Raw genomic sequence first — 13989 nt, 5'->3', positions numbered from 1 at the left:
TCCCATTCCTGCCCAGCCCCTGGCTGTGCGGGTGACCGAACCGGCCCATGCGTACAGGCGTGGGGCAACCAGGAGCGCCTAACGCGGTGGTAAGGTTGCGCCGCTTCAGGCGGGCTGATTCCCCCTGCGCTTCCCTGAGATTTCCCTACCTATGGCAGCTGCTACCGCCACCGGCACCAAAGGCACCGTCCGGCAGGTGATTGGCCCGGTTTTAGACGTTGAATTCCCTGCCGGCAAGCTGCCCAAGATTTACAACGCACTTCGAATCGAAGCCACCAATTCCGCCGGCCAATTGGTCGCCCTAACGGCTGAGGTTCAGCAGTTACTGGGTGACCACCGGGTGCGCGCTGTGGCAATGAGCACCACCGATGGCTTGGTGCGCGGCATGGAAGCACTCGATACCGGCGCCCCAATCTGCGTACCCGTAGGTGAAGCCACCCTCGGCCGCATCTTCAACGTGCTCGGGGAGCCTGTAGACGAGCAGGGTCCTGTCACTACCAATGAGACCGCCTCTATTCACCGCGCCGCCCCCAGCCTCACCGAGCTGGAAACAAAGCCAAAGGTGTTTGAAACCGGCATCAAAGTGATTGACCTGCTGGCCCCATACCGCCAAGGCGGCAAGGTTGGCCTGTTCGGCGGTGCTGGGGTAGGCAAGACAGTGTTGATCCAGGAGCTGATCAACAACATCGCCAAGGAGCACGGCGGAGTTTCCGTGTTCGCCGGCGTTGGCGAGCGCACCCGCGAAGGCAACGACCTTTACGAGGAATTCAAGGAGTCGGGTGTGATCAACTCCGAAGACCTTTCCAAGTCGAAGGTGGCCCTTTGCTACGGCCAGATGAACGAGCCACCAGGAGCCCGCATGCGCGTGGGCCTATCGGCTCTCACCATGGCTGAGCACTTCCGCGACACCAACAAGCAAGACGTATTGCTTTTCGTCGACAACATCTTCCGCTTCGTGCAAGCCGGCTCTGAGGTGTCAGCCCTCTTGGGCCGGATGCCGTCTGCTGTGGGCTACCAGCCCACCCTCGGCACTGACGTTGGCATGCTGCAGGAGCGCATCACCTCCACCCTAGAAGGCTCGATCACTTCGATCCAGGCCGTCTACGTGCCCGCAGACGACCTCACTGACCCGGCACCTGCCACCACTTTTGCCCACCTGGATGCCACCACCGTGCTCAGCCGTGGTCTGGCCTCCAAGGGCATCTACCCTGCCGTAGACCCCTTGGATTCCACCAGCACCATGCTGCAGCCAGCGGTGGTGGGTGATGAGCACTACCGCACTGCCCGCTCTGTGCAGAGCACCCTGCAGCGCTACAAAGAGCTCCAAGACATCATTGCGATTCTTGGTCTCGACGAACTCTCCGAGGACGACCGCCGCACGGTGGATCGGGCTCGCAAGATCGAGAAGTTTCTCTCCCAGCCCTTCTTCGTAGCCGAGATCTTCACTGGTCAAAAGGGTGAGTACGTCAAGCTGGACGACACCATCAAGGGCTTCAACATGATTCTGGCCGGTGAACTAGACGACCTACCGGAAGCTGCTTTCTACTTGGTGGGCAATATCGATCAGGTAAAGGCCAAGGCCGCCAAGATCCTTGCCGAAGCTAAGGGTTGATCCCCTCCCCCATTCTGAGGAACCTCAACCATGAGTCTCACCCTGCGCGTTCTGGCACCCGATCAGAGCGTTTTTGATGGAACCGCCGAAGAGGTGATCCTGCCCAGCACTACTGGTCAGGTGGGCATCCTGCCTGGTCACGTCACGATGTTGGCTGCCTTAGATACGGGAGTTATGCGGCTGCGATCAGGCGGCGCTTGGTCCTCGATCGCCTTGATGGGCGGATTCGCGGAAGTGGAGGCCGACGAGGTCACCGTTTTAGTGAACGCCGCTGAGCTGGGCAGCTCAATAAACGCAACTACCGCCGAAGCTGCCTTTGAGGTAGCCCAATCGGCTGTAGCCGCTTTTGATGGCAAGGCAGCCAGTCCCGATAAGTTCAAGGCACAGCAGGCCCTAGCTATGGCTCGCGCCCGCTTCCAAGCCAGCAAGGTTAACTGAAAATTCAGTTAAAACCAAGATAGGCCACACTCACCAACCTTTCTTGCCTGCAATTTACGCAGCTGCTCTCCGGAAGTTCGCCACTATGGTTGACTTCCGGATTTTTTGGTTTCACCCATAAATTAGTTAAAACAATGCATAAAAAACGCCCCGCTAGGGGCGCTCATTGAGTGAACTTATTGTGCCAATGGTAGGCACAATAAAGACTCAGGCGGTACCGCAGAAGGTGACATCGGGGAATTTGAGCTTGGCGTCATCGAGGCTCTTGCCCTTGCCTTCTTCTTGCCAATAGTTGATCACCTCTGTGGCCTTATTGAGCACTTCAACGCGCTCGTTGTCGGTGATCCAGCTCTTGGCTTCAAGCTCAGATTTAAGAGTTTCCCAGGCATCTTCCCGAGGCCAGAAGAAGTAGGAAGTAAGGGGGCTTGGGCCACCACCAACAATCTGATCTACCGCCAGGGCGACGTTGTCAGGCAGCCACAGGATCTTGAGCAGGAAACGACCTTCGTCAGCCTTGGGGGTATAGCCAGAGGGCACACCATCTTCATCGATGGTGGCGGTGGCCAGAGCCGCACTACCGCCACGCATCACCGGGCGCCCCTGGGTGGTGGTGTCTTCGGCAGCCACAGCCACTTCGGCCATATCGGTTACTGCTGCGTCAGGGGCGCTCTCGATGGCTGTCATGGGGTCAGTGCTCAAGGCAACAGAGCAAAGAACTAACCTACCAGCCGCCTGGCCGCTCTCGGCCCTGTCTGCGGCTATGGCCCTGCGCCTGTTCCTCGATTCAGCCGATCCCAAAGCCTGGCAGCAGTGGCTGCCCAGCGGCCTATTTCACGGAGTAACCACCAACCCCACCCTGCTGCGCCGGGCCGCCCAGCCCTGCAGCCTCGAGGGCCTGGCAGAGCTCAGCCGCACGGCTCTGGCCCATGGCATCGCCGAACTCCAGCTGCAGGCATGGGGCGCCACCGAGGCAGAGATGCTGCGCTGCGGCCAGGCACTGGCGGCCCTGGCCCCCGGCCGCATCGCCGTCAAGCTGCCGGTGACCCAGCAAGGAGCAGCAGTTGCCAGAGAGCTGGTTGGCGCTGGCGTTGCAGTCACCTTCACCGCCTGCTACGAGCCCCACCAGGTGCTGATCGGCGCGGCCCTGGGAGTCGCATACATCGCCCCCTATCTGGGCCGCATCCAGGATCAGGGGCGTGATGGGGTAGACGAAGTGGTCACCATGCAGCGCTGCCTTGCGGGGCTCGGCTCCAGCGTGCGGCTGCTGGTGGCCAGCTTGCGCCAGCCCAGCGAACTCAGCCGCCTGGCCGCTGAAGGGCTGAACACCTTCACGATCAGCCCGGCACTGGCAGCTGAACTGTTCGGCAGTGAGGCCACCGCTGCAGCCAGCGTCCAGTTTGAAAACGATGCCCGTTCCTGAAAGCCAATTTTGATGCCCCTGTCTGCCTCCTTGCCCCGGGCCATAGTTCTGTTCGACATCGACGGCGTAATCCGCGATGTGAGCGCCAGCTACCGCCGGGCAATCATCGAAACGGTGCACCACTTCCATGGCCAGCGTCCCGAGCTCGCCGCCATCGACGCCCTCAAGAGCGAAGGAAGCTGGAACAACGACTGGCAGGCCTCGATGGAGCTGTTGCGCCGCACCGGCCATACCCCACTGCCGGCGCTTGAGGAGCTGGTGGCGGTGTTCGAAGGCTTCTATTTCGGCGGCGATCCCGCCGGCGATCCCGGCCAGTGGCGGGGCTTCATCGGCGACGAGCCCCTACTGGTGCAGCAAGCCTTTTTTGCCGCTCTGGAGGCTGCAGGTCTGGCCTACGGCTTCGTGAGTGGCGCTGAGCCCCCCTCCTGCCGTTACGTGCTGGAAACCCGCCTGGGGCTCGCCAATCCGCCCCTGATCGCCATGGGAGATGCACCCGACAAGCCCAATCCCACCGGCTTGCTGCAGCTAGCCAGCCGCTTGGCCGGCGAGAGCCTGGGGGCCACCGCAGCGCCAGTGGCCTACCTAGGCGACACGGTGGCTGATGTGCTGACAGTGCGGCGGGCCCGCGAGCAACACCCCGGGCAACGCTTCTTGAGCTTGGCGGTAGCGCCACCCCATCTGCACGGGCAGCCTGAGCCACGGGCTGCCTACGAAGCCAAGCTGCTGCAGGCCGGCGCCGATGCGGTGATTCCAAGCACGGCCAACCTGCTGGATCTGCTGCTGCCGCTGCTGGACTGATGCTCTGCCCTGCCCTGCCCAGCCCTAAGCCTCAGCGCTCCAGCGCCGCCGGCGACTTCAGGGCAGCGGCAGTGAGATTTTCATGGCCGTGGCTGGTCACGGCCACATCGTCTTCGATGCGAATGCCGATACCCTTCCAGCGCGCCTCGATCTCCGGCTGGCCCTCTGGCACCGGCAGCCGATCGCTCACGTAGAGGCCCGGCTCCACGGTGAGCACCATGCCCGGCTCCAGCTCCACGTGGTGCTCACCGAGGCGATAGGCCCCCACATCGTGAACATCAAGACCCAGCCAGTGGCCGGTGCGATGCATGTAGAGGTGGCGGTAGGCCCCCTGCTCGATCACCCCATCGAGGGATCCCGCCAGCAGCCCTAGGTCCAGCAGGCCCGCCACCAGCACCCGCAGGGCGGTCTCATGCACCCCTTCAGCGCTGAAGCCCGGGGCCACCGAGGCCACCGCCGCCTCCTGTGCCGCAAGCACCAGCTCGTAGAGGGCGCGCTGCTCAGCACTGAAGCGACCGTTGATCGGGAAGCTGCGGGTGATGTCGCCGTTGTAGTAATCGGCTAAGGAGCAACCGGCATCGATCAACAACAGATCGCCGTCATTCAGCGGGGCGTTGTTGGCGATGTAGTGCAAGACGCAGGCGTTATCGCCGCCGGCAACGATCGTGCCGTAGGCCGGGCCACGGGCACCCTGCTCTAGGAAGTGCTGCTCAATCACGGCCTGCACCTGCCGCTCATTGAGGCCAGGCCGCACCACCTGGCGGGCCAGCTCGTGGGCCTCGGCGGAGATTCGCGCCGCCTCGCGCATGCGCTCCAGCTCCTCGGGGCCCTTGCGCAGCCGCAACTCGTGCAGCAGCGGACAGGGGGCCACCAGGCCCAGGGCGGCCCGGCCGCTGCGGGGGGCTCGGTCGAGCTGAGCGGCCCAAGCCGCCAGCACCAGCGGCTCCACCTTCGGGTGCTTGCCAACGCGAAAGGCGATGCCCTCAGCGCCCCTGAGGTAGTCGGGCAGGCGCTGCTCTAGCTCGCTGCGCGGGTGGGCTAGGTCGGCGCCAAACTCGGCCACCGCGCCTTCCGTACCCCAACGGAAACCATTCCAAACCTCTGCGCTGGGCTCGCGGGGCTGCACAAACAGCACGTAGCGCTCACCCTCGGGCCGGTGGGGCAAAAACAGGGCCACCGCCTCGGGTTCATCAAAACCAGTCAGATACCAAAAGTCGCTGTTTTGGCGGAAGGGCCACTCGCAGTCGGCGTGATGGGTCACCAGCGCAGCAGCCGGAATCACGGCAGCAGCTTCCCCGAGCTGGGCGAAGAAGCGTTGACGCCGCTGGGCGAAGGTCGACTGATCGAACATAAAAAAGCGGCCGGCGGGCCCTGCATAAGCCCAGTTTGGAGCAGGCAGCGGGACAGACGCTGGCGAAGCCGATTTAATAGGTAGATGGCGAGCGGCGAAATGGCGGAATGAACGACCTGCTCACCCTGGCGCTGCTGGTGGTGCTGGTGATCGCCGGTTCGGCCCTGTGCTCAGGGGTTGAGGCAGCCTTACTCACCGTGAACCCGGTGCGGGTGCATGAACTTGCCGCCCGTAGCAAGCCCGTGCGCGGCGCACGGCGCCTGGAGCAGCTGCGCCAGCGGCTGGGCCGCACCCTGTCGGTGCTGGTGATCGCCAACAACGGCTTCAACATTTTCGGCAGCCTGATGCTGGGCGGCTACGCCGCCATCGTTTTCAAGCGGCAGGGCATCGATGGAATCGCCCTGCCCCTGTTTTCCGTTGGCCTCACCGTGCTGGTGATCCTGCTTGGGGAAATCCTGCCAAAGGCCCTTGGTAGCCGCCTAGCCCTACCTGTGTCCCTGGCCAGCGCCCCGGCCTTGGCGATCTTGACCAGCCTGATGCTGCCCCTAGTGCTGCTACTAGAGCGGCTGCTGCCGGCCATCACAGCCGAAAACGAGATCAGCACCGACGAAGAAGAGATTCGCCTCCTGGCCCGGCTGGGCTCCCAGAAGGGCCAAATCGAGGCCGATGAAGCAGCCATGATCGCCAAGGTGTTCCAGCTAAACGACCTCACCGCCCGCGATCTGATGACACCACGGGTGGCGGCTCCCACCCTCGATGGGGCGACCAGCCTGGAGCAGTTGCGTGAAGACCTGCTGGCCAACAACGCCGAGTGGTGGGTAGTACTGGGTGAAGAGGTGGATGAGGTGCTGGGCGTGGCCGGCCGGGAGCGGCTCCTGACAGCCCTGCTTCAGGGTGAGGGCAATCGCACTGCCGCTTCCCTAAGCGAGCCGGTCGATTACGTGCCGGAAATGATCCGGGCCGACCGGTTGCTCACGGGCTTCCGGCGCAACAGCAGCGGCGTTCGCGTCGTGGTGGATGAATTCGGCGGCTTCGTGGGCGTGATTGGCGCTGAGGCGGTGCTGGCGGTGCTGGCGGGCTGGTGGCGCCGTCCCCAACCGGCGGGCGAAGGGATGCGGCCATGAGGCCCGAACCGTGCGCCCAGCAGGCGCCCGCCATCCCGGAGCGCTGCCAATCCCTGCTGGACCAGTGGCGCCGCCAGCTCAAGCTCAGCGGCCGCGAGCAAAGCCAGCTGGCCGGCCAGCTGCTGGCCCTGGATCGCCAGCTAGGGCGCCTGCAGCAGCGCAGTCTGCGGGTGGCCGTGTTCGGCCGTGTGGGGGTGGGCAAGTCGAGCCTGCTCAACGCCTTGCTGGGGGAGGCGGCTTTCGCCACCGACGTGGCCCACGGCTGCACGCGCCACCAGCAGGCCCAGGCCTGGGCGCAACCCATGGCGGGGCTAAGCCGGGTGGAGCTGGTGGACACCCCTGGCATCGATGAGATCGCCGCGGCCGCCAGGGCCCGACTGGCGGCCCGAGTAGCCCTCGGCTCAGATCTGGTGCTGCTGGTGCTAGACGGCGACCTCACCAGCGTCGAGCACGACGCCCTGGCGCCCCTGCTAGCCAGCGGCAAGCCGGTACTGCTGGTGCTCAACCGCTGCGACTGCTGGAGCGAGGCCGAGCAGGCCGAGCTGATCGCCAGCATCAAGCGGCGGCTGCCGGCAGCTGCCCGGCAGCTGGAGTTGATCCCGGTGGCCGCCGCGCCCCGCCAACCCCAGCTGCTGGCCGATGGCCGGGTGCGCAGCGTTGTTCAAGCTCCGCAGGTGGAGCCGCTGCGGCAGTCGCTGCAGCTGTTGCTGGAGCAACACGGCTGCCTGTTGCTCGCCCTCAATGCCCTGGGCAGCGCGGAGCGCTTTCACCAGTCCCTGCAACGCTGGCGCCTGGGGACCAGCCGCCAGGCCGCCCAAAGCCTGATCGGCCGCTTTGCCGCCCTCAAGGCCACCGGCGTAGCAGCCAACCCCCTGGTGCTGCTGGATCTGGCCGGCGGCCTGGCCTGCGACACCGCCCTGGTGCTGCAGCTCTGCCAGCTCTATGGCCTGCCGATGCATGGCGCCGGCGCCCGCCAGCTGCTGCGGCGGCTCTCCGGCCACAACGCCCTGCTGGGAGGAGCCCAGATCGGTATCCAGCTGGCCCTTGGGGCGCTGCGCCAGCTGCTGTTATTGGCGGCGCCGCTCACCGGCGGGCTCAGCCTCGCTCCTGCCGCGCCGGTAGCCCTGGCCCAGGCGGCCCTAGCCGTGCACACCACCCGGCTCACCGGCCGGCTCGCCGCCGCCGAACTGCTGCGGAGCGCCCAGAGAGGCGGCCGACCAGGAGCCCTGCTGCGGCGCCTGGCCCTCACCGATCCCCAAGTGCGCCTGTGGCTGGGCGAGCGAAGTGAGCCCCCAGCCAACCTGCAGGCCCTGCTGCCATGAGCAACGGGGTCGTCAAGGCCAAAGAAGGGCCGGTCGCCCTGTTTGGCACCAGCGCCGATCCGCCCACCCGGGGCCACCAGGCCCTGCTGGAGGGACTGGTGCAGCTCTATCCCCAGGTTGCCACCTGGGCCAGCGACAACCCGCAAAAACACCACGGCGCCTCCCTGGAGCAACGGGCCACCCTGCTGGGCCAGCTGGTGGCAGCCATCGGCAACCCTAGGCTCAGCCACCGGCAGGAGCTCAGCAGCCCCTGGGCGATCAACACCCTGGAGCGGGCAGCGGCCCAGTGGCCTGGCCGCGAACTGGTGTTTGTGGTGGGCAGTGATTTGGCTGTCCAGATCCCAAGCTGGAAACAGGCCGAAGCCGTGCTGAAGGCCTGCGTGCTGGCGATCGCCCCCCGGGCGGGCTGGCCCCTGCAGCCCAAACAACTGGAGCGACTCGCGGAGCTGGGGAGCCGATTAGTAATTCTGCCCCTGCAGGTTCCCGCCAGCGCCAGCTCGGCGGTGCGCCAAACCCCCGACCCCGCCCAACTGCCAGCGTCCTTGCTGCCCCTACTAATGGAGCACAATCTCTACGGCCTGGGCGATCCGAGCCTCAGCCACCCACTCAAAAGACGCCTCAAAAGCCACCTTAAAAGCCCCTGATGCGCCTCGCCCTGGCCCAACTCAATCCGCTGGTGGGTGATCTGGCAGGCAACGGCGAGCTGATTCTGGCGGCCAGCCGTCAGGCCGCCGCCCAGGGGGCCGATCTGGTGCTCACCCCCGAACTCTCCCTCTGGGGCTACCCCCCGCGCGACCTGCTGCTACGCCCCAGCCTGATCGCTAAGCAGGGCGCCGTGCTCAACCAGCTGGCCGCCTGCCTGGCCCGGGAGCTGCCCCAGCTGGCCGTGCTGGTGGGCATGGCCGAGCCCTCCGGCGCGGCGACGTTACCCAACCTGTTCAACGCGGTGGCCCTGTTAGAAGCCGGCAGCTGGCGCGTAGTGGCCCGCAAAAGGCTGCTACCCACCTACGACGTCTTTGACGAGCAGCGCTACTTCTGCGCCGCCACGGGACCCAGCGTGCTGGAGCTTGAGCGGGGCGGCCGGAGCTGGCGTTTGGGGCTAACGATCTGCGAAGACCTCTGGGTTGAAGAGGAGCTGCAGGGCCACCGCCTGGCTGGTGCCGATCCCGTCGCCGAACTGCTCTCAAACCGCATCGACCTGCTGCTCAACCTCTCGGCATCACCATTTGGCCAGGCCAAAGTGGCCCTGCGTCAGAGCCTGGCCCGCCGCGCCGCCTGCCGGCTCGCTTGCCCGGTGGTCTACGTCAATCAGGTGGGCGGCAACGACGAGCTGGTCTTCGACGGCGCCAGCTTCGTGGTGGATGCCAGCAGCGCAGTAGTGAGTCAGCTGGCCAGTTGCAAGGAGCAGGTGAGCTGCTGGGAAGTCAACAGCAAAGCACCAGTGGCATCTTTGCCAGTGGCGCCTTTGCCCACTGAAAACGAGCAATTGTTTCGGGCCCTGGTGCTGGGCGTGGCCGACTACGCCCGCAAATGCGGCTTCAGCAGTGCCCTGCTCGGCCTGAGCGGCGGCATCGATTCGGCCCTGGTGGCCGTGATTGCCGCCGCTGCCCTCGGAGGTGAGCGGGTGCAGGCACTGATGATGCCCTCCCCCTGGAGCTCGGCAGGCTCCCTAAATGATGCCCAGGCCCTGGCTGGGCGCCTGGGCCTGGGCAGCCACACCGCTGAGATCGCAGCGCTGATGGCCAGCTTCGACACCGCCCTAACACCAGTGCTGGCGGGCCCGCCCAGCGGCCTGAGCGCCGAAAACCTGCAGTCGCGCATCCGCGGCACCCTGCTGATGGCTGTGGCCAACCAGCAGGGCCAGCTGCTGCTCTCCACCGGCAACAAAAGCGAGCTGGCCGTGGGTTACTGCACCCTCTACGGCGACATGAACGGCGGCCTGGCCGTGATCGGCGACCTCTACAAAACCAGCGTGTTCGAGCTCTGCGCCTGGCTCGATTCGGCCGCCGCCGGCCCCTGCCGGCGTGAGCTGGGGCTGCCAGGCGACGGCGAGCTGGTGGGGCGGGCGATCCGCGATAAACCCCCCAGCGCCGAGCTGCGCCCCGACCAGCTCGATAGCGATTCTCTGCCCGACTACGCCGAGCTCGACCCGATTCTGAAGGCCTACATCGAAGAGTTGGCCAGTCCGGAGCAGCTGATCGCCAGCGGCACCCCCTCGGAGCTAGCCGAACGGGTGATGCAGCTATTGCGCCGGGCCGAGTTCAAGCGGCGCCAGGCACCCCCCCTGCTCAAGATCGGCGGCCGGGCTTTCGGCAGCGGCTGGCGCATGCCGATCGCCGCCCGCTAAACCATCCGCATAACCGTGCATGGCGCCAATCGCCATCCGCAGCCAACCTGGAACCACAAACAGCAGCACGACCATGGCACCCCCCAGCTCCAGCGGCGCCTGCCTAACGGCCCCGATGGCAAGCATCGGCGTGCCCAAGGAGATCAAACGCGATGAGCAGCGCGTGGCCCTCACCCCAGACGGGGTGGCCGATTTAGTGAGTCAGGGCATGGAGGTGCGCATCCAGGCGGGAGCAGGTTTAGGGGCCGGTTTCAGCGATGCCGCCTTCACCGCTGCCGGGGCCAGGCTGGTGGGCGCCGAGGAGGCCTGGGGTGCCCACCTGGTGGTGAAGGTCAAGGAGCCCCAACCCGAGGAATTCGGCTTCCTGCGCTCCGATCTGGTGCTGTTCACCTACCTGCACCTGGCCGCCTACCCGGAGGTGGGCCGGGCCCTACTGGAGGCCGGCACCACTGCCGTGGCCTACGAAACCGTGCAGCTCGAAGACGGCAGCCTGCCCCTGCTGGCGCCGATGAGCGAAATCGCCGGTCGGCTGGCAGCCCAGGTGGGGGCCCATCTGCTGGAGCGCCCCCACGGCGGTCGCGGCATCCTGATCGGCGGCTGCACCGGGGTGCAGCCGGCTCGGGTGGTGGTGCTGGGGGCAGGCAGTGTGGGCTGGAATGCGGCCCGGATCGCCGCCGCCATGGACGCTGAGGTGTGCCTGCTGGATCGCTCGCCCGAGCGGCTGCGCAGCCTCGAGCCCCACCGCCGCGGCCGGCTGGTGAGCCTGGTGAGCAACAAAAGCCTGATCGAGCGCCTGGTGCCGAGTGCCGATCTCCTGATCGGCGCCGTACTCACCGCCGGCGGCAGGGCTCCCACCCTGGTGAGCGAAGCGCTGGTGGCCCAGATGAAACCTGGCTCCGTGGTGGTGGATGTGGCGATCGACCAGGGGGGCTGCATTGCCACCAGCCGCGAAACCAGCCACACCGATCCGGTGCACACGCTCCACGGCGTGCTGCACTACGCCGTCGGCAACATGCCCGGGGCCGTGCCCTTCACCTCCACCGAGGCCTTGGTGAGCGTCACCCTGCCCTACATCCTGGTGATGGCGGGGCGGGGCCTGGTAGAAGCCGTCACCGATCGGCCCGAACTGCTATCGGGACTCAACACGGTCAATGGGGCGGTCTGTCATCCCGGCGTCGCCCGGGCTCTGGGCGTCTCTCCCCGCCACCCCATGGCCTGCCTGCAGTAGGGCGCTCAAACCACTAGCCGAGGCAATGGCCTTCTCAAGGCAGCAGGGCTGATACCCTCCCGCAGGGCCAGCAGCAGACCGGCAGCTTCGGCGTAGCTGGCTGCGGCCCACACCTCTAGCCCCAAGTCCGCAGCATTCACCTGCAATACACAGGGGTTTTGTACGGCAATCACAGGTATGCCGCGCTCGGCGCAGGCCAGCACAGCGGCCCCACCCAGGGCTCCAGCGGGGGCCACCAGGGCCCCCACCTGCTCAATCCGCAGCAGATCGGCTGCAGCAGCCGGCAACAACACCAGATCTGGGGCCCGACTCAACCCCACCAGCACACAAGCCAGGAAGGTGTAGCCCAGCTCCTCCCCGGCCGCCCTGGGATCAAGGCCCCTATCCAGGGGCAAGGGGCTGAGGGCTGGGGCATGGGCGCAGGGCAAGCCAAGCTCGCGACTCAGCAGGTGGCTGATCACCGCCTCAGCACCAGCCAGGGCGTCCACCCCTGATCCCTGGCGGTAGGCGCTCAGCGCCTCACTGCCAAGATCATCAGGGAAACGGGCCACTACGGCGATAGCCGTCGCGCCGGCCTCCTTCAGCCGCTTCCCGGCTCGCAGCAATGCCTCAGGGCGGCCCAGCTGACCCCAGCTGGCCCCGCTTGCTCCCTGGCTCAGCGTCACCTGCAGGGGTTCGTCACTAACTGCCACCGGGCCGATATCCAGGCCGAGGCTGGCCCGGCAGCCCTCCGCCACCTGCAGATGACGCCAGCGCAGTTCCTCCTCGATCCCCGCATCGAGCAGCAGTCCCAGCCGCTGCTGACGCACCGGCTTGAGGGCGATCAAGCCAGCAGCAAAACGATCCATGGCCGAACCCTCTACGTAATGGAGGCGGGGATCGCTCCAATAGAGCGCCGCGCCGTTCATGACGTTGGGGTGGGTGATCAAGCAACCACTCGCAGCCGCAAGCAACCGGGCGGCGGGCAAAGCATCGCCGGCATAGCCGCCCAGCTCGCAGCCGATACCGGTGGGAATCACCAGCAGGGTAGGTAGGGCGCTGGCTATCACACCAGCATTACCGCTTCCAGGGTCAGCAGGGAATCCAGCACTCCTGCCGAATCGAGATCAGAGGCCTCCACCGCGGTGATGGCCCAGCGCAATGGTTCACCATGGATTCGCAGAGCAGCCTCGATCTGAGCCAGCAGCGGCCCCGGATGCCGGCGAAGCTGAAGAGTAAGTGGCTGCAGGGTGAACTGCTGCAGTGCCAGTGCCGCTGGCCTCATTTCTGGTATTTACCGAACTGGGCTTCGTAGAGGGCATCCTCCATGCCCGCCTGGAGCCGCAAATCTGAGCGGGGGAATGAAACGCAAAGCAGTGCATAGCCCTTTAGCTGCAGGTCTGCCTTGACTCCCATGGCATCGGGCTGGTGAACGCTGCCCTCACGGATCAGGGCTGCACAGGTGGTGCAGACCCCTGAACAGCAGGAACAGGGCAAGGGCACCTCGGCTACCTCGGCAGCAGAAAGCACGGTTTGGTCGCTGCGGCAGGGGAAGGTGTGCTCGGCGCCTTCAAACTCGGCAGTGATCGTGAAGGTCTGGGTTTCGGTCACGGGGGGGTGCCGGAGTGGGCAGTTAAGCCCATTCTTCCAGCCCAACCGCACGAACCGCGGCCATCAAAGCGCCTGCCACTGGCTGGGGTGAGGAGCCAGATATTCTGGCAGTGAGTGCCCTTCTGCCGCCAAAGGGGCTGTCAGGGCGAAATCAATACTGAGTGAGCAGCGCCAGTCGTCCGGGTCATCGTTGGAAAGCACGGCGTGATCCAGGCAGCTGGGGAACAGCAGCAGCAAGCCAGCCCGGGGAGCCACATCCACCCAGGGCACACTCCAAGCCGAAGCCGCCAACGGGCCAGCATGGCCAACAGCCATACCCGGCACAAGTTCATTGACCTGTCGATGCGGCCACAGCCGTAAACAACCGCTGCGGCCACTGCCATCACCATTGAAGTAATAAATGGCGCTGAGGTGAGCGTTGGGATGGTGGTGACGGCCTACCACCTGACCTTGCTCACTGAGCACGGGCCAGCAGCGTTGCAAGTGCAGGGCGACGCGGCTGAGATCGAAACCCAATTGCTGCAGAAAAGCTTCTGCATGGCCTGTCAAGACAGCAATCAGGGGTGCGAACGCCGGTTGCCGCTGCAACTGCCAAACACCATTGAGGTCCCCAGTCCAAGCACAGCCTGGATCGGGATTGGAACTGGCTTGGCCCCGCAGAGAGTGCAGGGCCTGAAGATGCACCGCCGTATCAAGAGGATCGGGCGCGAGCTGCACCCTGCCAAGAGCCACCGGAAACAGAGGCTCGATCACCAAACC

Annotated in this window: 15 protein-coding genes; 9 read left to right on the top strand and 6 right to left on the bottom strand. The window is 65.6% G+C overall.

The window, feature by feature from the left end; genetic code table 11:
• The first annotated feature begins 151 nt into the window (after positions 1-151).
• Positions 152-1612, top strand: a complete 1461-nt coding sequence (gene atpD, locus AC01FP_RS00210) for a F0F1 ATP synthase subunit beta (RefSeq protein ID WP_474476600.1) — start codon at positions 152-154, stop codon at positions 1610-1612.
• 30 nt (positions 1613-1642) lie between these two features.
• A complete protein-coding gene (gene atpC / locus AC01FP_RS00205; protein ID WP_474476598.1) occupies positions 1643-2050 on the top strand; it encodes an ATP synthase F1 subunit epsilon in 408 nt (135 codons plus the stop codon).
• 207 nt (positions 2051-2257) lie between these two features.
• Here the strand turns inward: atpC and AC01FP_RS00200 are convergent, their stop codons facing one another.
• Positions 2258-2692, bottom strand: a complete 435-nt coding sequence (locus tag AC01FP_RS00200; protein WP_474476902.1) for a 30S ribosomal protein PSRP-3 — start codon at positions 2690-2692, stop codon at positions 2258-2260.
• Positions 2693-2810: 118 nt separating this feature from the next.
• On the opposite strand from AC01FP_RS00200, the gene AC01FP_RS00195 reads away from it, so the two are divergent.
• Positions 2811-3470 (top strand): transaldolase family protein, encoded by a 660-nt coding sequence (locus AC01FP_RS00195; protein WP_474476596.1) that lies wholly within the window; start codon positions 2811-2813, stop codon positions 3468-3470.
• Positions 3471-3482: 12 nt separating this feature from the next.
• A complete protein-coding gene (locus AC01FP_RS00190; protein WP_474476593.1) occupies positions 3483-4268 on the top strand; it encodes a TIGR01548 family HAD-type hydrolase in 786 nt (261 codons plus the stop codon).
• A 31-nt stretch (positions 4269-4299) separates the two neighbouring features.
• Here the strand turns inward: AC01FP_RS00190 and AC01FP_RS00185 are convergent, their stop codons facing one another.
• Positions 4300-5619: an aminopeptidase P N-terminal domain-containing protein gene (locus AC01FP_RS00185; RefSeq protein WP_474476590.1), complete on the bottom strand. Its 1320-nt coding sequence runs from the start codon at positions 5617-5619 to the stop codon at positions 4300-4302.
• Between the two features lie 107 nt (positions 5620-5726).
• Between AC01FP_RS00185 and AC01FP_RS00180 the strand changes: the two genes are divergently transcribed.
• The 5 genes from AC01FP_RS00180 (at position 5727) to ald (ending at position 11640) form a co-directional block, all read left to right on the top strand.
• Positions 5727-6743 (top strand): CNNM domain-containing protein, encoded by a 1017-nt coding sequence (locus AC01FP_RS00180; protein ID WP_474476587.1) that lies wholly within the window; start codon positions 5727-5729, stop codon positions 6741-6743.
• Positions 6740-8065 (top strand): GTP-binding protein, encoded by a 1326-nt coding sequence (locus tag AC01FP_RS00175; protein ID WP_474476584.1) that lies wholly within the window; start codon positions 6740-6742, stop codon positions 8063-8065. Before AC01FP_RS00180 ends, AC01FP_RS00175 begins: the two co-directional genes overlap by 4 nt.
• A complete protein-coding gene (locus AC01FP_RS00170; protein ID WP_474476582.1) occupies positions 8062-8709 on the top strand; it encodes a nicotinate-nucleotide adenylyltransferase in 648 nt (215 codons plus the stop codon). Before AC01FP_RS00175 ends, AC01FP_RS00170 begins: the two co-directional genes overlap by 4 nt.
• On the top strand, positions 8709-10412 hold the full coding sequence (locus tag AC01FP_RS00165) for an NAD+ synthase (RefSeq protein ID WP_474476579.1): 1704 nt from the start codon (positions 8709-8711) through the stop codon (positions 10410-10412). Before AC01FP_RS00170 ends, AC01FP_RS00165 begins: the two co-directional genes overlap by 1 nt.
• 115 nt (positions 10413-10527) lie before the next feature.
• Entirely contained in the window at positions 10528-11640 is a 1113-nt protein-coding gene (gene ald / locus AC01FP_RS00160) for an alanine dehydrogenase (protein ID WP_474476899.1), read from the top strand.
• A 5-nt stretch (positions 11641-11645) separates the two neighbouring features.
• Here the strand turns inward: ald and AC01FP_RS00155 are convergent, their stop codons facing one another.
• The 4 genes from AC01FP_RS00155 to AC01FP_RS00140 form a co-directional block, all read right to left on the bottom strand.
• Positions 11646-12689, bottom strand: coding sequence for a DUF3326 domain-containing protein (locus AC01FP_RS00155; protein ID WP_474476577.1), 1044 nt, complete (start codon positions 12687-12689; stop codon positions 11646-11648).
• On the bottom strand, positions 12686-12904 hold the full coding sequence (locus AC01FP_RS00150; RefSeq protein WP_474476574.1) for a hypothetical protein: 219 nt from the start codon (positions 12902-12904) through the stop codon (positions 12686-12688). Before AC01FP_RS00150 ends, AC01FP_RS00155 begins: the two co-directional genes overlap by 4 nt.
• Positions 12901-13230 carry a 2Fe-2S iron-sulfur cluster-binding protein gene (locus AC01FP_RS00145; RefSeq protein ID WP_474476572.1) on the bottom strand — a complete coding sequence of 110 codons (330 nt, stop codon included), beginning with the start codon at positions 13228-13230 and terminating at the stop codon, positions 12901-12903. The genes AC01FP_RS00150 and AC01FP_RS00145 overlap by 4 nt, the downstream gene beginning before the upstream one ends.
• A 63-nt stretch (positions 13231-13293) precedes the next feature.
• Positions 13294-13986: a TIGR02466 family protein gene (locus AC01FP_RS00140; RefSeq protein WP_474476569.1), complete on the bottom strand. Its 693-nt coding sequence runs from the start codon at positions 13984-13986 to the stop codon at positions 13294-13296.
• Positions 13987-13989 lie beyond the last annotated feature (3 nt).

Source organism: Cyanobium sp. NIVA-CYA 375, from assembly GCF_056108345.1.
Note: the sequence above shows the minus strand (reverse complement) of the source record. Positions and strands in the feature narration are given on the sequence as shown.

What these genes read in the sequence shown, in the direction of transcription:
- atpD (WP_474476600.1), top strand. Translation starts at nt 152, where the DNA reads ATGGCAGCTGCTACCGCCACCGGCACCAAAGGCACCGTCCGGCAGGTG.
- AC01FP_RS00165 (WP_474476579.1), top strand. Translation starts at nt 8,709, where the DNA reads ATGCGCCTCGCCCTGGCCCAACTCAATCCGCTGGTGGGTGATCTGGCA.
- AC01FP_RS00150 (WP_474476574.1), bottom strand. Translation starts at nt 12,904, where the DNA reads ATGAGGCCAGCGGCACTGGCACTGCAGCAGTTCACCCTGCAGCCACTT.
- atpC (WP_474476598.1), top strand. Translation starts at nt 1,643, where the DNA reads ATGAGTCTCACCCTGCGCGTTCTGGCACCCGATCAGAGCGTTTTTGAT.
- AC01FP_RS00195 (WP_474476596.1), top strand. Translation starts at nt 2,811, where the DNA reads ATGGCCCTGCGCCTGTTCCTCGATTCAGCCGATCCCAAAGCCTGGCAG.
- AC01FP_RS00185 (WP_474476590.1), bottom strand. Translation starts at nt 5,619, where the DNA reads ATGTTCGATCAGTCGACCTTCGCCCAGCGGCGTCAACGCTTCTTCGCC.
- AC01FP_RS00200 (WP_474476902.1), bottom strand. Translation starts at nt 2,692, where the DNA reads ATGGCCGAAGTGGCTGTGGCTGCCGAAGACACCACCACCCAGGGGCGC.
- AC01FP_RS00175 (WP_474476584.1), top strand. Translation starts at nt 6,740, where the DNA reads ATGAGGCCCGAACCGTGCGCCCAGCAGGCGCCCGCCATCCCGGAGCGC.
- AC01FP_RS00170 (WP_474476582.1), top strand. Translation starts at nt 8,062, where the DNA reads ATGAGCAACGGGGTCGTCAAGGCCAAAGAAGGGCCGGTCGCCCTGTTT.
- AC01FP_RS00180 (WP_474476587.1), top strand. Translation starts at nt 5,727, where the DNA reads ATGAACGACCTGCTCACCCTGGCGCTGCTGGTGGTGCTGGTGATCGCC.
- AC01FP_RS00190 (WP_474476593.1), top strand. Translation starts at nt 3,483, where the DNA reads ATGCCCCTGTCTGCCTCCTTGCCCCGGGCCATAGTTCTGTTCGACATC.
- ald (WP_474476899.1), top strand. Translation starts at nt 10,528, where the DNA reads ATGGCAAGCATCGGCGTGCCCAAGGAGATCAAACGCGATGAGCAGCGC.